The organism is Paenibacillus sp. FSL K6-4396 (genome assembly GCF_038002525.1).
Taxonomy (GTDB): domain Bacteria; phylum Bacillota; class Bacilli; order Paenibacillales; family Paenibacillaceae; genus Paenibacillus; species Paenibacillus amylolyticus_B.
The window spans coordinates 3,638,369-3,659,465 of record NZ_JBBOCR010000001.1 but is presented as its reverse complement, the minus strand read 5'-3'; the positions used below and the strand labels follow the sequence as shown (position 1 = coordinate 3,659,465).

19 protein-coding genes are annotated in these 21,097 nt (G+C 45.5%); 3 read left to right on the top strand and 16 right to left on the bottom strand.

The genetic code is table 11. The annotated features are described in order from the left end of the window. Positions 1-58 precede the first annotated feature (58 nt). Genes MHB85_RS15835 through MHB85_RS15825 form a run of 3 tightly spaced genes read right to left on the bottom strand, consistent with a single transcriptional unit; the run spans position 59 to position 4,415 of the window. Positions 59-2,035 carry a YjhG/YagF family D-xylonate dehydratase gene (locus MHB85_RS15835; protein WP_091020967.1) on the bottom strand — a complete coding sequence of 659 codons (1,977 nt, stop codon included), beginning with the start codon at positions 2,033-2,035 and terminating at the stop codon, positions 59-61. A gap of 16 nt (positions 2,036-2,051) precedes the next feature. Beyond that, positions 2,052-3,518, bottom strand: a complete 1,467-nt coding sequence (gucD, locus tag MHB85_RS15830; RefSeq protein WP_105598845.1) for an alpha-ketoglutaric semialdehyde dehydrogenase GucD — start codon at positions 3,516-3,518, stop codon at positions 2,052-2,054. Positions 3,519-3,539: 21 nt separating this feature from the next. Next, entirely contained in the window at positions 3,540-4,415 is an 876-nt protein-coding gene (locus tag MHB85_RS15825; protein ID WP_105598844.1) for a fumarylacetoacetate hydrolase family protein, read from the bottom strand. Between the two features lie 217 nt (positions 4,416-4,632). On the opposite strand from MHB85_RS15825, the gene MHB85_RS15820 reads away from it, so the two are divergent. Continuing rightward, complete coding sequence (locus tag MHB85_RS15820; protein WP_105598843.1) at positions 4,633-5,547, top strand: helix-turn-helix domain-containing protein; 915 nt, start codon at positions 4,633-4,635, stop codon at positions 5,545-5,547. 121 nt (positions 5,548-5,668) lie between these two features. Here the strand turns inward: MHB85_RS15820 and MHB85_RS15815 are convergent, their stop codons facing one another. Continuing rightward, positions 5,669-7,090 (bottom strand): family 43 glycosylhydrolase, encoded by a 1,422-nt coding sequence (locus MHB85_RS15815; RefSeq protein ID WP_105598842.1) that lies wholly within the window; start codon positions 7,088-7,090, stop codon positions 5,669-5,671. A 136-nt stretch (positions 7,091-7,226) separates the two neighbouring features. On the opposite strand from MHB85_RS15815, the gene MHB85_RS15810 reads away from it, so the two are divergent. Beyond that, a complete protein-coding gene (locus MHB85_RS15810; RefSeq protein ID WP_105598841.1) occupies positions 7,227-8,027 on the top strand; it encodes a helix-turn-helix transcriptional regulator in 801 nt (266 codons plus the stop codon). A gap of 208 nt (positions 8,028-8,235) precedes the next feature. Here MHB85_RS15810 and MHB85_RS15805 read toward each other — a convergent pair whose 3' ends face one another. From MHB85_RS15805 to MHB85_RS15785, 5 genes are all read right to left on the bottom strand, one after another. Further along, on the bottom strand, positions 8,236-9,204 hold the full coding sequence (locus MHB85_RS15805; RefSeq protein WP_105598840.1) for an ROK family protein: 969 nt from the start codon (positions 9,202-9,204) through the stop codon (positions 8,236-8,238). 257 nt (positions 9,205-9,461) lie between these two features. Beyond that, positions 9,462-10,415 (bottom strand): alpha/beta hydrolase, encoded by a 954-nt coding sequence (locus MHB85_RS15800; RefSeq protein ID WP_192131452.1) that lies wholly within the window; start codon positions 10,413-10,415, stop codon positions 9,462-9,464. A gap of 63 nt (positions 10,416-10,478) precedes the next feature. Continuing rightward, positions 10,479-11,531: an LLM class flavin-dependent oxidoreductase gene (locus MHB85_RS15795; protein ID WP_192131454.1), complete on the bottom strand. Its 1,053-nt coding sequence runs from the start codon at positions 11,529-11,531 to the stop codon at positions 10,479-10,481. A gap of 29 nt (positions 11,532-11,560) precedes the next feature. After that, on the bottom strand, positions 11,561-12,439 hold the full coding sequence (locus MHB85_RS15790; RefSeq protein ID WP_192131976.1) for an NAD(P)-binding domain-containing protein: 879 nt from the start codon (positions 12,437-12,439) through the stop codon (positions 11,561-11,563). Between the two features lie 150 nt (positions 12,440-12,589). Further along, positions 12,590-13,174 carry a TetR/AcrR family transcriptional regulator gene (locus tag MHB85_RS15785; RefSeq protein ID WP_341073204.1) on the bottom strand — a complete coding sequence of 195 codons (585 nt, stop codon included), beginning with the start codon at positions 13,172-13,174 and terminating at the stop codon, positions 12,590-12,592. A gap of 144 nt (positions 13,175-13,318) precedes the next feature. Between MHB85_RS15785 and MHB85_RS15780 the strand changes: the two genes are divergently transcribed. Continuing rightward, positions 13,319-13,528, top strand: a complete 210-nt coding sequence (locus MHB85_RS15780) for a hypothetical protein (RefSeq protein WP_192131456.1) — start codon at positions 13,319-13,321, stop codon at positions 13,526-13,528. Between the two features lie 200 nt (positions 13,529-13,728). On the opposite strand, the gene MHB85_RS15775 is transcribed toward MHB85_RS15780, so the two are convergent. The 7 genes from MHB85_RS15775 to MHB85_RS15745 form a co-directional block, all read right to left on the bottom strand. Further along, positions 13,729-14,901 (bottom strand): MFS transporter, encoded by a 1,173-nt coding sequence (locus MHB85_RS15775; RefSeq protein WP_341073203.1) that lies wholly within the window; start codon positions 14,899-14,901, stop codon positions 13,729-13,731. Positions 14,902-14,925: 24 nt separating this feature from the next. Next, on the bottom strand, positions 14,926-15,744 hold the full coding sequence (locus MHB85_RS15770; RefSeq protein WP_105598838.1) for a MerR family transcriptional regulator: 819 nt from the start codon (positions 15,742-15,744) through the stop codon (positions 14,926-14,928). A gap of 250 nt (positions 15,745-15,994) precedes the next feature. Continuing rightward, positions 15,995-16,414 (bottom strand): arsenate reductase (thioredoxin), encoded by a 420-nt coding sequence (gene arsC / locus MHB85_RS15765; RefSeq protein ID WP_047843093.1) that lies wholly within the window; start codon positions 16,412-16,414, stop codon positions 15,995-15,997. Positions 16,415-16,452: 38 nt separating this feature from the next. Continuing rightward, positions 16,453-17,748: an arsenic transporter gene (locus MHB85_RS15760; protein WP_105598837.1), complete on the bottom strand. Its 1,296-nt coding sequence runs from the start codon at positions 17,746-17,748 to the stop codon at positions 16,453-16,455. A gap of 73 nt (positions 17,749-17,821) precedes the next feature. Beyond that, a complete protein-coding gene (locus MHB85_RS15755) occupies positions 17,822-18,148 on the bottom strand; it encodes an ArsR/SmtB family transcription factor (protein WP_091018855.1) in 327 nt (108 codons plus the stop codon). Positions 18,149-18,291: 143 nt separating this feature from the next. Next, positions 18,292-20,760 (bottom strand): FAD-dependent oxidoreductase, encoded by a 2,469-nt coding sequence (locus MHB85_RS15750; protein WP_105598836.1) that lies wholly within the window; start codon positions 20,758-20,760, stop codon positions 18,292-18,294. Next, positions 20,757-21,071: an ArsR/SmtB family transcription factor gene (locus MHB85_RS15745; RefSeq protein WP_091018859.1), complete on the bottom strand. Its 315-nt coding sequence runs from the start codon at positions 21,069-21,071 to the stop codon at positions 20,757-20,759. The genes MHB85_RS15750 and MHB85_RS15745 overlap by 4 nt, the downstream gene beginning before the upstream one ends. Between the last annotated feature and the right edge of the window lie 26 nt (positions 21,072-21,097).

Genomic DNA, 21,097 nt, shown 5'->3' with positions numbered 1-21,097 from the left:
GAAACCTCCGGTATGAAAGTGATGATCTGTACAACAGCAGATACACAAAAGGTAGAAATCAGTACCAGCCCAGCGCTTTTTTGCCGGCTTCCAGAGCAGTTATAATTCGCTCTACATCATATACATTACCTCTCCAAGTCCCACCACTGACCGATTGCAATGCAGCCCAGAGCTTTGTATCGTCCGGCAAAGCTTCATCAGGTCTCATATCCGGATGGAAGGTCCTTTGTGCCAGAATGACAGCACCTTCTTCTGGAGAAACCTCGATCTCTCCTTCTCCGATAAAGTTAATGCTGCCCTCCAGCGTGTTACGATCCACCGCGATGTCAATCAGGTCTCCGTTCCTCAGCTTGCCAATCGGTCCGCCTGCCAGTGCTTCGGGGCCAACATGACCAATACACGCACCGGTGGAAACACCGGAGAACCGGGCATCCGTAATCAGTGACACGTATTTGCCAAAAGGCAAATGTTTAAGCGCAGATGTAAGCTGGTACGTCTCCTCCATTCCGGTTCCCGATGGACCTCGCCCAAGAAGCACAACAACATCTCCAGCCAGAATCCCCCCAGTTTTAATCGCATGGATCGCCTCACGTTCAGTGGTAAATACCTTGGCTCTGCCACGATGACGGTACACACCATTCTCATCCAGCACAGCAGGATCAATAGAGGTGGATTTGATGACAGAACCTTCCGGAGCGATATTCCCGGTTGGAAATGTTACGGTCGAAGAGATGCCGAGTCGCTGGGCGTGATCTACACTCATGATGACACTGTCCGGATCAATGCCGTCCTGCTCTTTCAACTGCTTCCGCATGAGATGACGGCGTTCCGACGATTCCCACCAATCCAGCACCTGCCCCAATGACGTACCTGTAACCGTTGGTACAGACTCATCCAACAGACCAAGTTGTCTGAGGTGAAGCATGACCTCTGGTACACCTCCGGCCTGAAAGACGCGAATAGTCGGATAAAAGATCGGTCCGTTTGGCAGGGCACTAACCAGTCTTGGAACATTCTTGTTGACCTGTATCCAGTCCTGTACCGTAGGTACGGTTAAACCGGCGGCATGGGCAATGGCCGGTATGTGAAGAAGCAGATTGGTCGATCCGCCAAACGCAGCATGCACGGTCATCGCATTGCGAATGGATGCATCCGTGACAATGTCTGCCATCCTCATCCCCTGAGACTCCATATGGATGAGTGCACGTGACGATTGGCGCGCCATTTCAAACCAGATGGGCTGCCCGGAAGGTGCAAGCGCGGCATGTGGCACTGTCATACCCAATGCCTCTGCTACAACCTGGGCTGTAGCCGCGGTACCCAGAAACTGACAGCCTCCTCCCGGTGTAGCACAAGCTCGGCATCCTAAATCGGACGCCATTTCCAGAGAAAGTTCCCCGTTGACATACCGTGCACCGATGGTCTGAATTTTACCGGCGTCCTCTCCATCGGTAGGCGGAAGTGTGACGCCACCGGGAACGATTACACCAGGCAATTGAGGCATGCCGGCAAGCGCGAGCATCATCGCTGGAAGACCTTTGTCACAAGTGGCGACACCAAGCACGCCTTTACGCGTTGGCAGCGAGCGAATCAGTCTGCGAAATACCATAGCGGCATCATTCCGGTACGGAAGCGAGTCAAACATGCCGGTTGTCCCCTGTGATCTGCCGTCACACGGATCGCTGACATATCCGGCAAACGGGATTCCTCCACGGCTTGACAGTTCTTCTGCGGCAGCCTTCATCAGCAGGCCGACCTCCCAGTGGCCCGTATGGTAACCGAGTGCTGCCGGGCTGCCGTCTTCATTGCGTATGCCACCTTGTGTACTCAAGATCAGAAATTGTTTTCCGTTCAATTCCCCAGGCTTCCAGCCCATTCCAACATTCTGGGACATGCCAAACAAGTCGCCGCTTGGAGCATTCCGCAGCAAATCATCCGTTAAAGGAAGACGTCCGGCAGCCCCTGGAGCATGGGCTATGATATCAAAGCAGTTGGATGCGGTCTCTCCCATAATCGACGTAATCTGTTCGTACATGGTAGCCTCCCACAGTTTATGACTTCACGAAGACCGTTTTGATGGCCGTGAAAAATTCGATAGCCGCTTGCCCCTGTTCTCTTGAATGTGAACTTGACATCTTCATTCCGCCGAACGGAGCCTGTAGCTCTACGCCGGCCGTTTCTGCATTAATTCTGACCAGTCCTGCATCCATATCCCGGATGAAAGACAACATGGCTCCGACGTTCTGTGTATAGATGGAAGCACTCAAGCCATAATCGCTATCATTAGCCGCTTCGATGGCTTCCTCCAGGGAATCTACCGCAATCAAGGCCAGAACCGGGCCAAAGATTTCTTCCCGAGCGATGGACATATGGGATTCGACCCCTTCAAATACGGTCGGCTGCACATAGAATCCCTCTTCCAGTCCAGGACCGTCCCCTCTTTTTCCGCCAGCGAGCAGAACGGCACCTTCATCCTGGCCTTTTTGAATATAACTCAACACGGTATTGAGCTGTCCTTCACTTGCACATGGACCCATCCAGCTTCCAGAAGACATGCCGTCACCTAGCCGGATTTCCTGGATTTGCGAGAGCAGTTTTTCTTTAAAGGCATCGTATACTTTTCGTTCAATAATGACCTTGCTGGTGGCCGTACATTTTTGCCCGGTCGATTTCAACCCACCGCTGATGGTGGCTTCCACAGCCAAATCCAGGTCAGCGTCAGCCGCAATGATGATCGGGTTTTTGCCACCCATCTCAAGTTGATACTTGGCCCCACGTGCCAGCGCTGCAGCGCCGACCCGTTTCCCCACTTCATTGGAACCCGTGAACGTTATTCCCCCCACATCCGGATGCTCGGCAAGTGCAGATCCGATCACTGAGCCTCTGCCGCAAATCAGATTAAGAACGCCTGCCGGGATGCCCGCTTCTTCAAAACATTCCATGACTTTAGCCGCTGTGACCGCAGTTTCCTGAGCAGGCTTCAACACAACTGTATTGCCGTAAATCAAGGCCGGAGCCGTTTTCCAAATTGGAATGGCTACTGGGAAATTCCAAGGAGCAATAACCCCTACAACGCCAAGGGGTACGCGGGTCGTAAACATCAGCGCTTCGCTATCCGTTGATGGAATGACATCACCGGTTTTTCGCATGCCTTCTCCAGCGTAATACCTTAATATCGCGACACCGCGCAGTGTCTCTCCTTTGGCTTCGGGGAGTGTTTTGCCCATTTCCCTGGTCATCGCCTCTGCAACTTCATCGGCCCGGCGTTCCAGCACATTGGCTGCTTGAAATAGATAGTTTCCGCGTTCCGCGCCTGATAACCTCCGCCAATCTTTAGCTGCTTCCTTCGCGGCTGCAACAGCCCGATTCAGATCCTCTATGCCTGAGGTGGGTACATAACCAACTACTTCCTTCCGATTCGCAGGGTTGATGCTCGGTTCGGTTTCACCGGATGTAGCCTTCACCCATTCTCCGTTAATATAATTGCTGTATGTCTGCTCTACCTGAAATGTGGTCATCGCATTCATCCTCCTTGTACATTAGTTTGAAATGACTGGATTAATAAGTGTCCCGATATTGCTAATGGATATTTCAATGCGGTCCCCTGGTGCAAGTGTAAAATCATTAGGGGGCACAATGCTTGTACCTGTTAATAACACCGTGCCGTCAAACAGATCGTTATCTCTGGCCAGAAAAGAGACCAGCTCATCGAGTTTTCGGTTTAACTCACTTGTGCTTGCCTCGCTTTTGACAACTACTTCACCTTCGCGATATATTTCGCAGACGATGTTGAACGCATATGGATTCTGCACCGTTTCCGCCAGACGAATGGCTGGCCCTATGGAGCAAGAATTGCGCCACATTTTTGCTTGTGGCAGATACAGCGGGTTTTCCCCTTCAATATCGCGGCAGCTCATGTCATTGCCAACGATGTATCCCACAATGCTGCCATCCGCGGCAAGCACCAACCCCAGCTCAGGCTCCGGGATCTGCCAATTGGAATCGCTACGAAGTGTGACAGCCTCATTGGGTCCGACGGTGCGGGCTGCTGTGGATTTAAAAAAGATCTCCGGTCTTTCGGCATCGTAAACTTTATCGTAAAAGGTCTTTGCATCCAGCTTGCCTTCCGTTGCTTCGTAATTTCGCGCTTCCCGGCTGCGCTGATAAGTCACACCCGCCGCCCATACTTCCGGAGCTTCCAATGGAGTGATTAGATGCAAGGAAGTCCAATCGTCAGTTAACTTGTTTAATGGTTTAAAAGCGCTTTCAACAAGTTGAACTGGGGAAACCCCCTGCTTTCTTGCTTGATAGATCAAAGTCATAAAATCTGCTTGCGGCAAACGATACGCTTGTTCATCATCCGTAACGGCTGCCAGCCACTTCTGTTGTCCGTCCAGAAATCGAATAATTCTCATTCAAGCTTGCCTCCATTTTTCCCCATCGGGTTGATAATACTACCATAGCACCCGCTATGGTTCATGACGATGTTCTAATCACTCCGACGATTTACCCTTTTCACGCATTTTTTTTCTGTTAAGATGAGGTTAGATCCGTTGAACTAAAGATGATTTACGAGGATACTCTGATGACAGGATTTTGGAATATAGAATAGTACAAGGGGGTTGGTCTGTTGTGACCAAGCTTTCGGATGCTGTGTATTTAGGTCGTCTGCCCGATGTTCGCATGTCTTTTCAATTATTGGGGCTGCATGCAAGAAAAGTAGATTCCAGCTGGACTTATCCGTCTCACGAACATTCAATGTATGAAGTCCACTGGATGATGGACGGGCAGATGAACATGGTTGTCAACGGGCAGTCTTACCGTCAGTCGGTTGGCGACCTTCTGTTCATCCGGCCTGGTATGACCCACTCTTGCACGGGAGCCGGACCGGAGGGATTCACTTATTTTTCCGTCCATTTCAGCATACACGATACATCCTTTTGCAGAGAACTTAACCGTTGCAAAGACATCTATTATCCGGCAAATTCGAATTTGGCTCTGGGGCTCTCTTCTTCCCTGTCTACCTTGTATGGTCTGGCCACAGAGCATTTGTCTAGCTCGCTATCTTCCTCCAAACAAATGAAGGTACATGCCGCTGTGTTTGAACTGCTCGGTTCCCTGGTTGGACAATTATCTCAGCAAGCATCCGTTACGTTGTCGAGAAAAGAAACCATTGCCCATCAGATTGCTGAGCACATTGAGGATTCGGTGAGATATATCCATCTTCATGGGGAGATTCAGGAGAGCGAGCGAACCTGGATTCAGGACATTGCCAAATCGCTGAGCATTAGCCCGTCACAGGTTAATCGTATTTTTCGGCAGGTGTACGGTATCGCTCCGCGTAAGTTTCTATCCGAAACCCTTCTGAACGAAGCGCAGCGTTTGTTAAAGCAAACCGACCTGAACATAGACCATATTGCGATGATGCTGGGGTATAAGACTAATGCGCATTTCAGTCGCCAGTTTAAGCGGTGGACAGGTATCGCGCCAAGTGAATTTCGCAGTCATTCGCAGCAGGCCGGAGAAGCCAGCAATGCGGATGACTAAAAGTATAATCATAAAAACTTCAATTGTCTGAGCCGCAGAGCCTGATCGGTCAACAAAGCAGCCACTGAATGACCAGCAGCTGCTTTGTTTTGCCTGGATTGCTCAGATCATGTTTGGAGGATTACGCTAAAATAAATGATGCAAGGCTGGCACTTCCTGAACCTCTGTACGTAAAATACAAAGCCTGTATACCATCCGGTATCGTTATCTCGGCTGAATAGGGTTTCCAATGATTTGTGAAATGTACCGGGATTGTACCCAGGACAGGACCGTCCCATGCGGTTTTGACCTCAAATGCCCCGTGACAATATCCCCGTACCTTGATCGAGACCTGACGAATTCCTTTGCAATCAAAGAATTTGAAACCTGCCGTCGCGGATTCAACCATATTGGCGATATATCCGACTTCTTCATCACCGTCTCTACCATCCTGTGTGATCTTCGGAAAGCGGCTGTCCAGCCAGGCGCCTGCCCCGAAACCTCCGGTGTACTTCTGATCATCTCTGGTCAAAAGATTACATGCGAGATATGCGGGGTACTCGCCTTTACCTTCAAGCGGTCTCCCGCTCGGACCACAGGAGGTCATCTCCACCTGAGGAATGCTGCCGTCCTCTTCAAATGATATCTTCTCAATACATCCCTGGCGGTTGAATGCATCCCCATTGGTATGACGGTGATAGAAGACATACCAGTCTCCGCTGATCTCCACAATGCTGCCATGGTTATTGCCTCCATAATACATGGGTTTGTCAGCAGGTTTGTAGGAGTCGATATGGAGATCGCAGTTGCTTACGATGACGCCCTGATATGTAAATCCTCTATTTGGGAATAGGCTGGTGGCATAACATAATTCATGCATAACGATGGAGGAATACACCAGGTAGTAGGTATCCCCTCTCTTTCGGATGGAGGGCGCTTCAAAAAATTCATGGCCCTCATAACCACTGCCCTTACTATAAGGTTCGCTCGGTGCTACGAATACCGGCTCTTCCACAATCGTCAGCATATCCGGACCTAACATCGTGGCCATCGCGCCATGTCTTGATTGGTCTCCGGCCGCACAGAAGCCGGTATACAGATAAGTGTGCTGTCCTTCAGTCATCACACCTGGATCGAACTGGGGCTCATCCCCTTCTCTTTCACCTAGACGAGTGCCGTCACCATATTGTACATAACCATAGAATTCATATTTGCCGGCAGGTGTATCACATACTGCCACCGAAACAACGGGTACCTTATCCAACACATAATACAGATAATACCGCCCATCGGGCCCCACTGTTACATCTGGCGCATACAGGCACATATGGCCATTCGGATTCAGCGGATCATCTGTTTTCCGGTAGATCACGCCTTCATTTCTCCAATCCCCAAGGTCATTTACGGGTGCAGACCAGCATACATAATCGTTCAGACAGAAGGCATGTCCGTTAAAACGGTCATGTGAACCATACACATACACTCTTTCATTGAATACATAAGGCTCACCATCAGGGACGTACTCCCAGGATGGAAGATATGGGTTGAAACCCTGCTTGTTCATTCCAGCTACACTCCTCATATAATCGTAATAGTACATTTGTTCTATGAAATGAAGATAACTCTCGTATAATAGAAAATAGCTTAAGTAGTGTATTAACTATTCTTATCTACAACTTAAAGAGAAAGGGGGAAGAACCATGACCTCTATTTTTTATGTGGAATGTGACGCGGTACATCAGAACCATTTTGTTTTTGATATCCCTGAAGGGCATGATGCCTGGCTATTGGTTATTACACAGACCCCTGCACAGTTCTGGGTTGATGGACAACTCAAGGAATACCCGGCTCATTGTGCTGTGCTTTTCAAACCTTATCAGAAAATATATTATCAGGCTTGTTCAGAGCGTTATATTAATGATTGGATTCGTTTTGAAAGTGATGAACCGTTTGTAACCGATACCTCCCTTCCGTCAGGCACACCTTTCCCGCTGGATGATCCGGAATACTGTCATAAGCTGTTCCAACTGCTTGTTGCAGAGCATTCTTTTCAGAACGATTACCGGGAATCGTCCATCAATTGCCTGCTGCGAACCTTGTTCAATAAATTGCTTGAGTCTTGTGTCCAAGAGGATATTAGTCCTCAGCACTATCCTCTGTTGAAGCTTCGAACGGCAATTCATAACCATCCCAGTCATCCGTGGACAATATCAGAAATGGCGAAGATCATAAACGTCAGTCCGGGGTACCTGCAGTTGATGTACAAGAAATCGTTTGGCCTCTCGTGTATGGAGGATGTTATTCATAGCCGAATACGTTTGGCCAAAGAATATCTCACACATCATATGTATACGGTTGCAGAGATTGCTGATCGATGCGGTTACCGTAATGTCGAGCATTTTTGCAGGCAGTTCAAACAAATGACCGGTTCCTCACCTAAACAGTTTCATAAACGACGTGAAGGTGTCGCGGCTGACATAACAGAGTTGGGATATAAATAAATCTCACTTTTAAGCGGGATGTACGTAGATCAATGGAAAAATCCCCACGCTGTCCAATGGGTGTTTATACATAACTTAGCCATCCAACCGGTAGAACGTCATCGAGGTTGTTAGCGTTCTCTGCTGTCATTTTAAGTTAAGGTTTTAGACTGTATGATGCAATGACATATTCTCAAGCATAATTGATCTATTATCATATTGTGATACCTTATAATGACATCTTGTTTTTGGCATATGCAGCCGCGCCGATCATTCCTGCTTGTCCACCTAACTTTGCTTGTACGATATGACAAACACCTGATGAGAGATGCAATGCATGATTTTTAACCGTGTCACGTACTGTATTCAGCAAGCGATCACCCGCTGCCGACATTCCTCCACCAACGATAATCACTTCCGGATTGAATAGATTAATTACATTGGAAAGACCAAATCCAAGAATCTCTCCGGTCTCATGCATTACCTCAACAGCAAGTGAATCTCCAAGATCGTAAGCTTCCGAGATCATACGGGCAGTAATTGCCGTCCAATCTCCTTTCACCCACTTCATAATCATACTCGAGCGCCCTTCCTCAAGCTTGTCTGTAAGGGTTTTGACCATTCCTATTGCGGACACATATCTTCCCAGACAGCCTGAGCTTCCACAACGACACGGGCGCCCCTCCCGATACATATTCATATGACCGATTTCACCTGCACTCGATGTAGTACCGTAAAGAACCTTTCCATCATTGACAATACCAGATCCCAGACCGGTGCCTAAGGTTATCAATATCAGGTTTTTATACCCGCTGCCTGCACCGAACAGCCATTCACCATACAGATTAACCCGAACATCGTTGTCGATATAAGCAGGAAATTCAAAATGATTTATCATATGATTCACGACATGAATGTTTTCCCAGTCTGGAAAATTAGGTGAAAATAGAGAGAGCCCCTGCTCAGGATCTAATAATCCAGGAATGCCCATACCCATGCATAGAATAGATTCTGGCTGGATTCCCTCATACGTCAGCATCTCTTGAATAATGCCTACCATTCGGTTTAATACATGAGATGGTCCCTTTGCCGCTTCTGTAGGGTCGGATCTTTCGTGAATTTTTTGAAACTCCAGGTTGAAAATGGCGGACTTAATATTGGTTCCACCCAGGTCAATTCCGATGATGTATTTTCGCATAATAATCTCCGCTCTCATTTAATTTGATATCAAGGAACTTAACCTACTTGATTCACTGATCATCCAACTCTGTATATGCTCAACCTGCTCCATAACTCAATCGTCTTGTCAGAGTAACTTTCTATAGTATAGGTTCCGAGCTCGAAATTGAACAAGCGTCTCTATTCAAAAAGAAGTCACTACATTAGTGACTTCTTAGGAGATAAAGTTTACTATTATCAATTTTCTTTAAGTACAAAGGTTCTGGGCATTAATCCTTATTCAAGGGCGCTACTGGGATGAAGTGCACGAGCCATTGCATCCATATAACCCTTAACAGCACGCTGACTCACTTCTGTTTCCGGAGCAAAAATTTCGAAAAGATGGAAGCAACCTGGATAGAGGTGGAATTCAACATCCACACCTGCTTGTGCTAATCGTGCGACATAGTCCATCGTCTCGTCCCGAAATAGATCGAGCTGACCTACACAAGTATAGGCTGGCGGCAATCCGGCCAAGTTCTCTGTTCTCGAAGGTACTGCGTAAGAAGAACTCCCACTGCCATCGTTCCCCTCACCAAGGTACATATACCAAGCAGCCACGTTGTCCGTTCGGTTCCAGATTGAACCCTCTTCTATAATCTCATGACTAGATGGCGTGATGTTACGATTATCTAACATCGGGTACAATGGCATTTGAAAGATAATCGACGGACCTCCTTTATCACGTGCCATCAGCGCTAGTGCTGCTGTCAGCCCGCCACCACCGCTAGCACCGGCAATGGCAACCCGATTCACATCAATGCCAAGCGTTGCTGCCTCCACCGTCATCCATACCAATCCAGCATAACAATCTTCAATCGCTGCAGGATAAGGATGCTCGGGAGCGAGCCTATAATCGACTGATACGACAATACATCCTGCTGTCTGAACAAAACGTTCGCACAATTTGTCGTCCATATCTGGATGTCCTAATACGTATCCGCCCCCGTGAATCCATAACATGGCTGGTAGTAAATCATTTGTTCGGTCGGCCGGCTCATATATTTTGACCAACATCTCGCCTCCTTCCCTCGGAATTTGCCGACTTGTTGTGGTAACATGCTCTGAACTCTTCACAGAGGTAGCCGCTACTAAACTTCTGCTCCACTCTAAATTTTTCTCCAATTCAAACCCTGGAAATTGTGAATATACCTCTCTTAATTCTGGTAATATACGTGTCTCATTACTCATGATAATTCCTCCAAATATAATAATGATAATGAATTTGATCGTGTACGTTATTTCAGTTCATTCTTATCTCATTTCAGCTTCCCATTTGGAAATTTCCTCTCGTACTCGCGGTGCAACCTCTGTACCGAGCAATTCAATAGCCCGCATTACCAACTCATGTGGCATCGTGCTTAGAGGGACATACATCATGAAACGTGTAATTCCTACATGTTTGCGCAGATGAATAATTTTTTGAGCAACTGTCTCCGGATCACCTACATACAACGCACCATCAGAGCGGCGGGCAGCATCATAGCTGGAACGATCATAATATGCCCACCCTCGCTCTTTGCCGAGTTTATTCATGCCGTACTGAGTGGACGGGAAAAAGAGTTCTGCGGCCTTTTCGGTATCTTCAGCAACAAATCCGATAGAATGTGAACCTACTCGAAGCTGTGATACATCATGACCAGCATGAGCTGCCGCCTTTTTATACAGTTCTACAAGCGGCGCAAATTTCGTTGGATTTCCACCGATAATTGCAAGAACTAGGGGCAGACCTAAAATTCCAGCACGTATGGCAGACTCCTGGGTACCTCCGCTACCGATCCATACAGGCATAGAATCCTGAACAGGACGCGGGTACACCCCCAAATTATGTATCGCTGATCGATGACCTCCACTCCATGTTACTTTCTCCGATTCCCGTAATTTCAGAAGCAGTTCAATGTTTTCATTGAATAGTTCTTCGTAGTCATGCAGGTTATAACCAAACAGCGGAAAGGATTCAATGAAGGAACCCCGGCCCGCTATAATCTCGGCACGTCCATTGGAGAGACCGTCAAGTGTGGCAAAATCCTGAAACACACGGACAGGATCTGATGAAGAAAGGACCGTCACAGCACTTGTCAATCGAATTCGTTTTGTGAGGGGCGCCGCAGCGGACAACACCATTGCTGGTGAAGATGCTGCATAATCATCACGATGATGCTCACCTATGCCAAACACATCAAGTCCTACCTGATCTGCTAGGACGATTTCTTCGACGACTTCTCGCAATCGCTGAGCGTGACTCATGACAACTCCGGTCTCAGTATCAGGCTTTGTTTCTACGAATGAAGTAACTCCTATTTCCATAATTAATCTCTCCTTATATTTTTCTTTCCTTAAGAGGAATGCTCAAGACAACGGATTAAAGCCGTCCAATCCAAATCACCATAACCATGGACAATTCCTTCAGAGAGGTGTTGATGGATAAGTTGGCCTAAAGGTAAAGGAGCTTGAACGGACTTTGCTGCTTCGATAGCCAATGCAACATCCTTTAACCCGAGCTTCATTTTAAAACCGGCTGGTTCAAAGCGCTGTTCGGTCATGATCGATCCATAGTTCTGATATACCGGAGATTGAAAAAGAGCATTCACAACATCCATATATCGTGATGGTTTAATGCCGTACTTTTCAACCATGAGCTGCGCTTCCGACAAAGCTTCCAGCATGGAAGCAATTAGAAAGTTGACGCCTATTTTGACAATGTTACCTTCTTCGCCATGATCCCCAATCTCAAATATCTCTTGACCTAGTGCTGTTAAAATGGGAAGTACTCGTTGCCTTGCATGTTCCGGACCAGCTAAAATAATACGCAATGTAGCTGCTTTAGCGGCATCCGGGCGCCCCATCACAGTGGCGGACACAAAGTGTTGCTGTCTCTCCGCATGCATAGCGGATAATCTCCGAGCCAGATCCACGCTGATCGTACTGGCAGATACGTGAATTCCATTTTCAGATAATCCGTTCAGCACGCCATTGGGTCCTTCAACAATCTCCTTCAAAGCAGCATCATCAGATAACATAGTAATTACAAGATTGCTTTCTTTCGCTGCTTCTAGTGGTGTTTTGGCATACCGTGCTCCTTGTTTTAGTAAGGGTTCAACTTTTTCAGCGGTCCGATTAAAGATGACTAATTCATGCCCAGCGTTCAACAGGTTTTGTGCCATTGGAAGTCCCATATTTCCAAGTCCAATAAACGATACCTTCATTGGTTGCATCTCCTTATTCATGATGGATTCTTTCAATAACGGAATGAATGTTCCGGAATGATTAAAAAAATTTTGGTCTTACGTATACTCTTCAAATGGCATCTTTAAAATAAAAGGAACAGAATAACGGAACAATCATTCCGAAATTGTCAAAAAAAATTATATACTTGCAATTACTAAGCTAATCATCTTTCTGGCACGTTCCGGATTCTGACCCGTTTTGGCCATAATATTTATGCTTTGATGTAAATTCAGCAATAAATAAGACAATGTTTGGATATCGGTTGTTTTATCTATCTCTCCCGATTGTTGACCCTTCTCCAGAAGCTCACAAAAAGCTTGTTCCAAATCCGAAAAACTAGTCTGGATCAAGACATTTATCTGTTCATCTGGTGACTCCAATGTTGTAGCTGTATTCGTTACAAAACATCCGCCCGGCAGGCTGGTATCGTATGCAGAATTAATATGATACTCAAAAAATTGAAGAATTCCATCTCTAACGTTTGATGCTTGTTCAAGAATGGTCTGCTTATTGGAACTTCCATTTTTATAATGCTCCAGGGCATCTCTGTACAAGGTTTGCTTGTCGGAAAACGTATCATAAAGGCTGGATCGACTAATGCCCATCACATCCAGTAAATCCGGTATGCTGGCCGCCTCGTATCCTTTTTTCCAAAACAACAGCATTGCTTTGTGTAACGCTTGATTTTTGTCAAATTCTTTTGTCCTGGCGATAAGTAACACCTCCCGTTTCAGAAATATAACATATCTGAACTGATCAGTCCAGAAAAGAATATTGCAGATTGTAGATCTGTATTGAAAATTTATCCATTAAAGAAATAAGACACAAGAATACATAAACTGCAGATTAATTATTTCAGCGGGAAGTTGGTCATATCAGACCCTCAAAACACACCTTATTGGACATCGGATAACCTGGCGTGGGCTAAGGAATGGTACGGAGCAGACAATGTGCCAGCCAATTCTAGAGGCAATGTGCTCATCATGCAAACTGACGGCAACCTGGTGCTCTACAACAATGAAAATCCGGCCTTGGGCTGGTATCCTGTTTGGGCTTCGAATACAGGTGGACATTAGACAATTAACGGTAATCTGTTAATGGATTCATGCTCTATTGCCATGATGATGTAATGCGGTTCTCATTATAACTTTGTTATACACCAAAAGATCTCTTTTGCAGTGAATGCTGAAGAGATCTTTTTTTATTTACATATAACGGATGATTGCATCTCAACAAAGCCAATTACTTTAGAAGCAAGAATTACCCATCACTGAAATTACACTGGATCTGTCGTTCCAATCCTGCTTCTCGATTTCTTAAATAGCAGTATGGCAAGAAGTAAAGCAATTCCTACAGCTCCAAAACCCAACCAATTCAAATATAGGACAGATGTACGACTGATCACAATCCCACCTAATCCAGATCCCAATGCAAAACCAAATTGGATAAACGACGTATTTACGCTAAGGGCAATGTCAGGATTACGAGGTGCCAGTGTAACCAGATATAGTTGCTGGGCCGGAGATATGCTCCACGTTGCCAACATAAAGATCATTAAAACCAAGATTAACATCATAAGATTAACTCCAGCTAGAGCAAACAAAAGAAGAGTTATGCCTTGTAACAGAAGGCCTAGACAGATTGTAAACTTTGATCCCTTTGCATCTGCCAATTGTCCACCAACTTTTGATCCGACAAAGCTGCAAATTCCCGCGAGAAACAGAACACCGCTTATCTCGGTCATGGTAAGAGTCGATGTAGCTTGCAAGAAAGGCGTAATATACGTGAACAGTGTCGAATAGCCGCCGATATACAATAACGTAATAAGCAAGGCAGTCAGAATGAGAGGATTTTTTAAAATGGAGAGCTGCATTCTGAGGGTGATTTTTTCTTCCTCTTTGATTGCCGGAACCTTTTTGTAGATAATAAGTAATGGAAGAAAACTTAACAAACCGATTAAAACAAATAGAACTCTCCATCCAAACATTTCACTAAAAAATGTGCCTAGAGGGACACCGAGTACCAGCGAACTGCTTAGCCCCATCAAAATGATGCCGATGGCATTGCCCCTTTTTTCTTTTTCAACCAGTCGTGTCGACACGGCCATTGCTACTACGGTAGCCACTCCTCCGCTAGCCCCTTGAATAATTCGCACCCATAGTAAAGTTTCGTAAGAAAGGTCAACAAGCATAAGTCCGTTGCTGGCAATAAACACACTGAGGGCAGACAACAGTAACTTCTTGCGATCCATATTTATTGTAATTGCAATGAGAATCGGAGCGATAATGGCCGCTGCCAGAGCGAATACAGTCACCAGTAAACCCACTTCGGAAGTAGATACGCTCAAGTCTGAGGCGATCATTTCTATGACTCCTGTAATAATGTACTCAAGGGTTCCGATCAGAAAAACAGCCAATGCCAAAATATATATAATCCATTTATTTTTCACTTTAATCCACTCCGTCTTCTTCAGTTATCTATTTAGTATTGGAATTTGTATTTCTATAAACTGTACATCTTGTTCTTGAGATAAGGGTAAGTATAACTCCCTACCAGCTCCGTTCTCCTTGATCTGATAGTTATTCTTCTCAATCCATGTAGCTAGATGGACACAGGCTTTACAGGCAAAGGTGGCATTGGAACGATAAGCTATGGTGGCCATCATGGGCTCGGCAGGAAGAGTCCGCAGTTGAAATGGGTCGGGAGGTGATCGCAGCTCACAGCTTAAGAAGTAACCTATTTCAAACTCGAATTCTTCCTCTTGTCCTGCGATTTCTTTCCACAAAACAACCTGAGGTCCGTCGATCAGTTGGCGCATTTCTTTTGTTAATGACTGATCAAACTGATGAAATAAACTCGGGATCTCCTCTTCCCTCCCGCACCCTGTCTGAAAAAGAAACGGTCGAACACCTTCCTCTTTGATTCGGATTTCTTGCCCAGTTTCGACATGCCCCTCTTCCTCTATAAGCTGCATGCGTTCCTCAATTCGGACGAGTTTAGCTTGTTCCGTATCGATAATCTGCTGAATTTCGCTTCTTTTTAGCTTAAACATGCCTTGCATATTCTCCAATGTAATATGTTCCTGTAACAGCTGTGTGATTTGTGGCAACGTAAACCCCAATTCTTTATAAATGATGATTCGGTTGAGCTCAAGAAGCTGATCTGCGGAATAGTAACGGTAACCCGTATCGTGATCTACTTTTCTCGGTTTAAGTATGCCAATCTGGTCATAATAACGCAGTGTTTTTAATGAGACCCTGCTCAGCCTGGAAAATGCACTGATTTTGAACAACATATCAACTCCAATCTATTAACTTAATGCGAGTATATAGTTTCCCGTACAGGGGAAAGTCAAGGGGATGTGCTTCTCATTTGCTAGCTAAAATCAACCACCTTCCTTGTCATCACTCTATGTTGGGGTTATGGGTAAGTCAAAGAACCGTTTCTGAATGAAACGTTCATTTTTTTTGAACAAAAAAAATGCCACTTATCATGGCATTCTCTCGGTACTCATTCAATTATCCTGCTCAGTCAGGTTTGTATTATTTTCCGGTTTCAGCAAATGTTTTAATACGCTCCCCAATCTGGTCACGAACCCTTTGGAATACGGCCCATTTCTCTTCATCTGTACCTTGCGCTTTGGCAGGATCATCAAATCCCCAGTGCTCTCGCTTCACATGTGGAGGCGTCATTGGACATTTATCTGCGGCATCCCCACACAACGTGACTACGAAATCAGCGTTGTTCAACAACTCTGAATCAATGATGTCCGAGGTTTGAGTTGAAATATCCAGATCAACTTCGTTCATGGCTTCAACCGCTTTTGGATTCAGACCGTGGGCCTCAATTCCTGCGCTATAGATATTCCAGTCCTCACTCAGATATTTCTTGGCCCAGCCTTCGGCCATTTGACTCCGGCAAGAGTTGCCTGTGCACAGGAAGTACAGTGTTTTTTTACTCATGTTCATCGTCTCCTCGTTACTTGAATTATAGATTGCTTTTATAGAATGCTTAACCACAGATACAGACCCACTAGCGTAATAAACAGAGTCGGAATGGTGATTATGATACCCGTCTTGAAGTAAGTACCCCATGAGATTTTGACACCTTTGGTGCTGAGAACATGAAGCCAAAGCAGGGTCGCGAGTGAACCAATCGGGGTAATCTTGGGACCCAGGTCTGATCCAATAATATTGGCATAGATGAGCGCCTCCCGAATAGTCCCTGTAGCTGTGGTTGCATCAATGGCAAGTGCATCAATCAACACGGTAGGCATATTGTTCATCAGGGATGAGATGATTGCTGCGATAAAGCCCATACCCATTGTTGCAGCAAACAATCCTTGATCAGCCACAGCCTGTATGACTACGGCCAACAGATCGGTCAAACCTACGTTACGTAGACCATAAACCACAACATACATGCCGATGGAGAAAAATACGATGGCCCACGGCGCCTCTTTGACAACCAATGTTGCTGGTACAGCTGAACTGCGGGAAGCCATGATCAGGAAGAATATCGCGACAATACCTGCCACAAGAGATACGGGAATTCCGATAAATTCACTGGTAAAGTATCCAATGAGAAGAACCGCTAACACCACCCACGACAACCGAAACATCTTCATATCCTTAATGGCAGTTACCGGAGGTTTCAATTCACTAGCATCAAATCGTTTGGGAATACTCTTGCGGAAAAAGAGATACAGTACACCTATACTCGCCGCCAGTGAGAACAGATTTGGAACAAACATCCTTCCTGCGTACTCCATAAACGTAATACCAAAGAAATCGGCAGACACTATGTTGACCAGGTTACTTACAACCAATGGCAAGGAAGTTGTATCCGCAATAAATCCACTGGCGATAATAAATGGAAATACTCTCTTCTCATCGAAATTCAGTGCACGTACCATGGCTAAAACAATCGGTGTCAGAATCAGTGCACCTCCATCATTGGCAAAGAAAGCAGAAACCACTGCACCAAGGATGGAGACATAAATAAACATACGTACACCATTGCCATGAGCGGCTTTGGCCATATGTAAGGCAGCCCATTCAAAAAAGCCGATACGATCCAGAATTAATGAGATCAGAATGATTGCCACAAAAGCAAGCGTGGCGTTCCATACGATTTGTGTCACATCCCATACATCTTCCAAATTGACCACACCCACAAGTAAAGCAAGGATTGCTCCGCCGCAAGCAGACCAACCAATGGACAGGTTTTTAGGCTGCCAAATAACGAGTACAAGTGTAATCAAAAAGATGATGCAGGCTAACAGCGTAGAAAACAAAACGATACACCCCCTTTCAGTTCATCTTAATTTACATTGGTATATAATGATATGCTTATATATTGATCAAAAATTAATTACATACTGATGTAAAGTTTTCTTTATTTAACGATTTAAGAATAGTTGCTGTATCCGGCATCAATTCCAGGACAGATGAAATATAGGGTGTATTCTCTACATTTAAAGAGTAGTATACCCACTGACCACGTTTACTTTCTTTAACCAAGCCTTGATCCTTCAGTTTGCGCAAATGTTGACTAATTCCAGGTTGTGACATGTCTAAAATCTCTACAAATTCACACACGCACCATTCACGTTCCTTGAGGAGTGTAAGGATCGTAAGGCGTGTTTTATCACCGAGCAATTTAAGCTTATCCGCTATCTCTTGCATAGAATCCATAGCACGTCCTCCTTCAATTAAATATAAGTGTATGCTTATATTATAATACCAAAAAAATGAAGTCAAATTTTTACTTGATGACTAAGTCCAAAAAGCGTTGGTTCGAATTCGAACCAACGCTTTTTGGAGTTTGTGATAAATTTTTAAATAAACAGATTATGATTTGCTTGTGAGGCTTGACCAAGATAGTAACCGACACCACCGATTTTGACTTGGTCTATTAATTCTTCACGCTGGATTCCCATTAAATCCATAGACATTTGGCAGGCAACGATCTCTGCTCCTTGTGCAATTACACTCTCTATCAATTCTTCCAACGAAGGCACATGATGTTTTTTCATCAGACCACGGATCATTTTCGGGCCTGCTCCGAGCATATTCATTTGGGACATGCCAAGCTTCTGGCTGCCGCGAGGCAGCATCATATCAAACATACGGCCGATCATGGTTTTGGATAACTTTTGCGGTTGCGGCTTACGAATAATACTCAATCCCCAAAATGTGAAAAATAGAGTTACTTTTCGTCCACTGGCTGCGGCCCCATTTGCAATAATGAGTGAGGCAATCGCTTTATCCAGATCGCCACTGAAGACTACCATTGTGCTGGCAGGATCGCTGACGGGAGAATCCGATACCGGTTGTGCTGTATTTTTAACAAGGACAGACTCAATTGTACCGCCTTTCAGTCTTTCCAACTGCAAGATGGTGGAACCTGACATCGTGGCCCATGCTTTGACATCTTCATAGAAGCCTGGATCGGAAGCTTTCACACGCAGGGTTTCTCCGTTCGAGAGTTGATCCATTTTCTGCTTCACTTGGATTAGCGGACCAGGACAACTCAATCCGCATACATTCAAGTCATGATCAATACGTTGTGGCTGTGTCGAGTCAGCTGGAATAGACTTCTTTCCCTTAGCTTCCAGCGCAGGATTATGATAATCTTGTTTTCCAGCAGGAATTGGAGCAGGCTTAAACTGGGCTTGACGGTATGTTTTATAACCACCACTCAAGTTTTTCACGCTAAAACCATGCTGACGCAGAATTTGCGAAGCTGTGTAACCACGTAAGCCGACTTGACAGTATAGCCAGATTTCTTTGGATGGGTCTAATTCATCTAATCGCTCACGAAGCTCATCAACTGGAATAGAGAGTGAACCCGGAATATGACCATTTTGATGCTCCATTTCACTGCGAACATCCAGAAGTATTGATTGCTCCGGCTGACGATCAGCCAGTTGATTATAGGTGAACGTCTGAACACGTCCAGTAATCATATTTTCTGCTGCATATCCAGCCATATTCACGGGATCTTTGGCAGAAGAATAAGGTGGTGCGTAACTCAGTTCAAGCTCTGTCAAATCCCGGACATGTCCTCCAAAATGAATGGCAACAGCAATGTCATCAATTCGTTTATCCACTCCATCATACCCGACTGCTTGTGCGCCTAAAATCTTACCTTCCGGAGTAAACAGCAGTTTAAGAGTAATTGCGCTAGAACCCGGATAATACGATGCATGAGAAGCAGGGTGTACGATAACGGTTTGATATTCCACGCCGAGACGCTGGAGTGTTTTCTCATTACTGCCTGTTGTGGCTGCGGTCATTCCAAATACTTTGATAATGGACGTACCTTGTGTTCCTTTATAGGTAGAATGAAGCCCTGCGATACGGTCAGCAACAATACGGCCTTGTTTGTTGGCAGGTCCGGCAAGTGGTATCGTTGCCTTCGTACCATGAATGGTTTCCGTTACTTCGATGGCATCCCCAACAGCATAGATATGTGGCACATTGCTTTCTAAGGCTTCATTTACGATAATATGTCCACGTGCACCCAGAGAAACACCGCTATCTTTCAAGAAATAGGTGTCCGGCGTTACGCCTATCGCAAGAATAACCATGTCAGCTGTTAGCGTATGACCATCCGCAAGTTCAACCCCAATGCCCTGCTCCAGGGAAAGGAATCCCTGAACACGCTTGGAAAACAGCAGGTTCACACCATGATTCTCCATTTCCTGTGACAATGCGGCTGCTAATTCGGGATCATATGGTGTGAGTACTTGTGCGTTCCCCTCAACCAGCGTTACATTCAGACCAGCTTCCTTTAAATTCTCAGCCATTTCCACACCTATAAATCCACCACCTATGACGATCGCAGACTTGTTGTTAGAAGAACTTACCTGGTCTTTGATCCGATCAATATCTGGAATACTTCGTACGGTATAAATTAGTGGATTGTCCTTACCCGGCAGATCGGGAATGATCGGTTTTGCACCTGGTGACAATATCAACTCGTCATAGCTTTCTTCATATGCACCGCGTTCCTGCGACTGTATCTTAACCACTCGCTTCTGCGAATCGATAGCTACAACCTCACTTCTTGTGCGAACATCGATACGAAAACGATCAGCCATCCCTTTTGGCGTTTGCACCAGCAGACGCTCTCGGTCATCGATTGATCCCCCTACATAATAAGGTAAGCCACAATTGGCAAATGAGATATAAGGCCCTTTCTCAAAGATAATAATCTCGGCATGTTCATCCAGACGGCGAAGACGTGCAGCTGAAGATGCACCTCCAGCTACCCCGCCAACAATCAGTACTTTTTTACTCATGATTCACAATCATCCTTTTCAAATAAAGTATTTATAATCTGTTCAACCCGTGGATCAGCAAGCACATAGTTCACTTCAAGACCATTGCGCTCTGTAGCAACAATACCTGCACTACGAAGCTTCTGGAGGTGTTGTGACACTGTAGATTGGGGAAGATCCAGACATTCCTGCATATAAGAAACATTACATTTTTTTTTCATCATCAGTCCCCTCACAATGCATAAACGAATGGGGTGAGATAAAGCTTTCAGCAGATTAGCAGGTTCATCGAACTGTTTAATATTATTGCTGTCAAAAGCGGGAATGTTCAAAAGTATTCCTCCTAAATCGTTATATC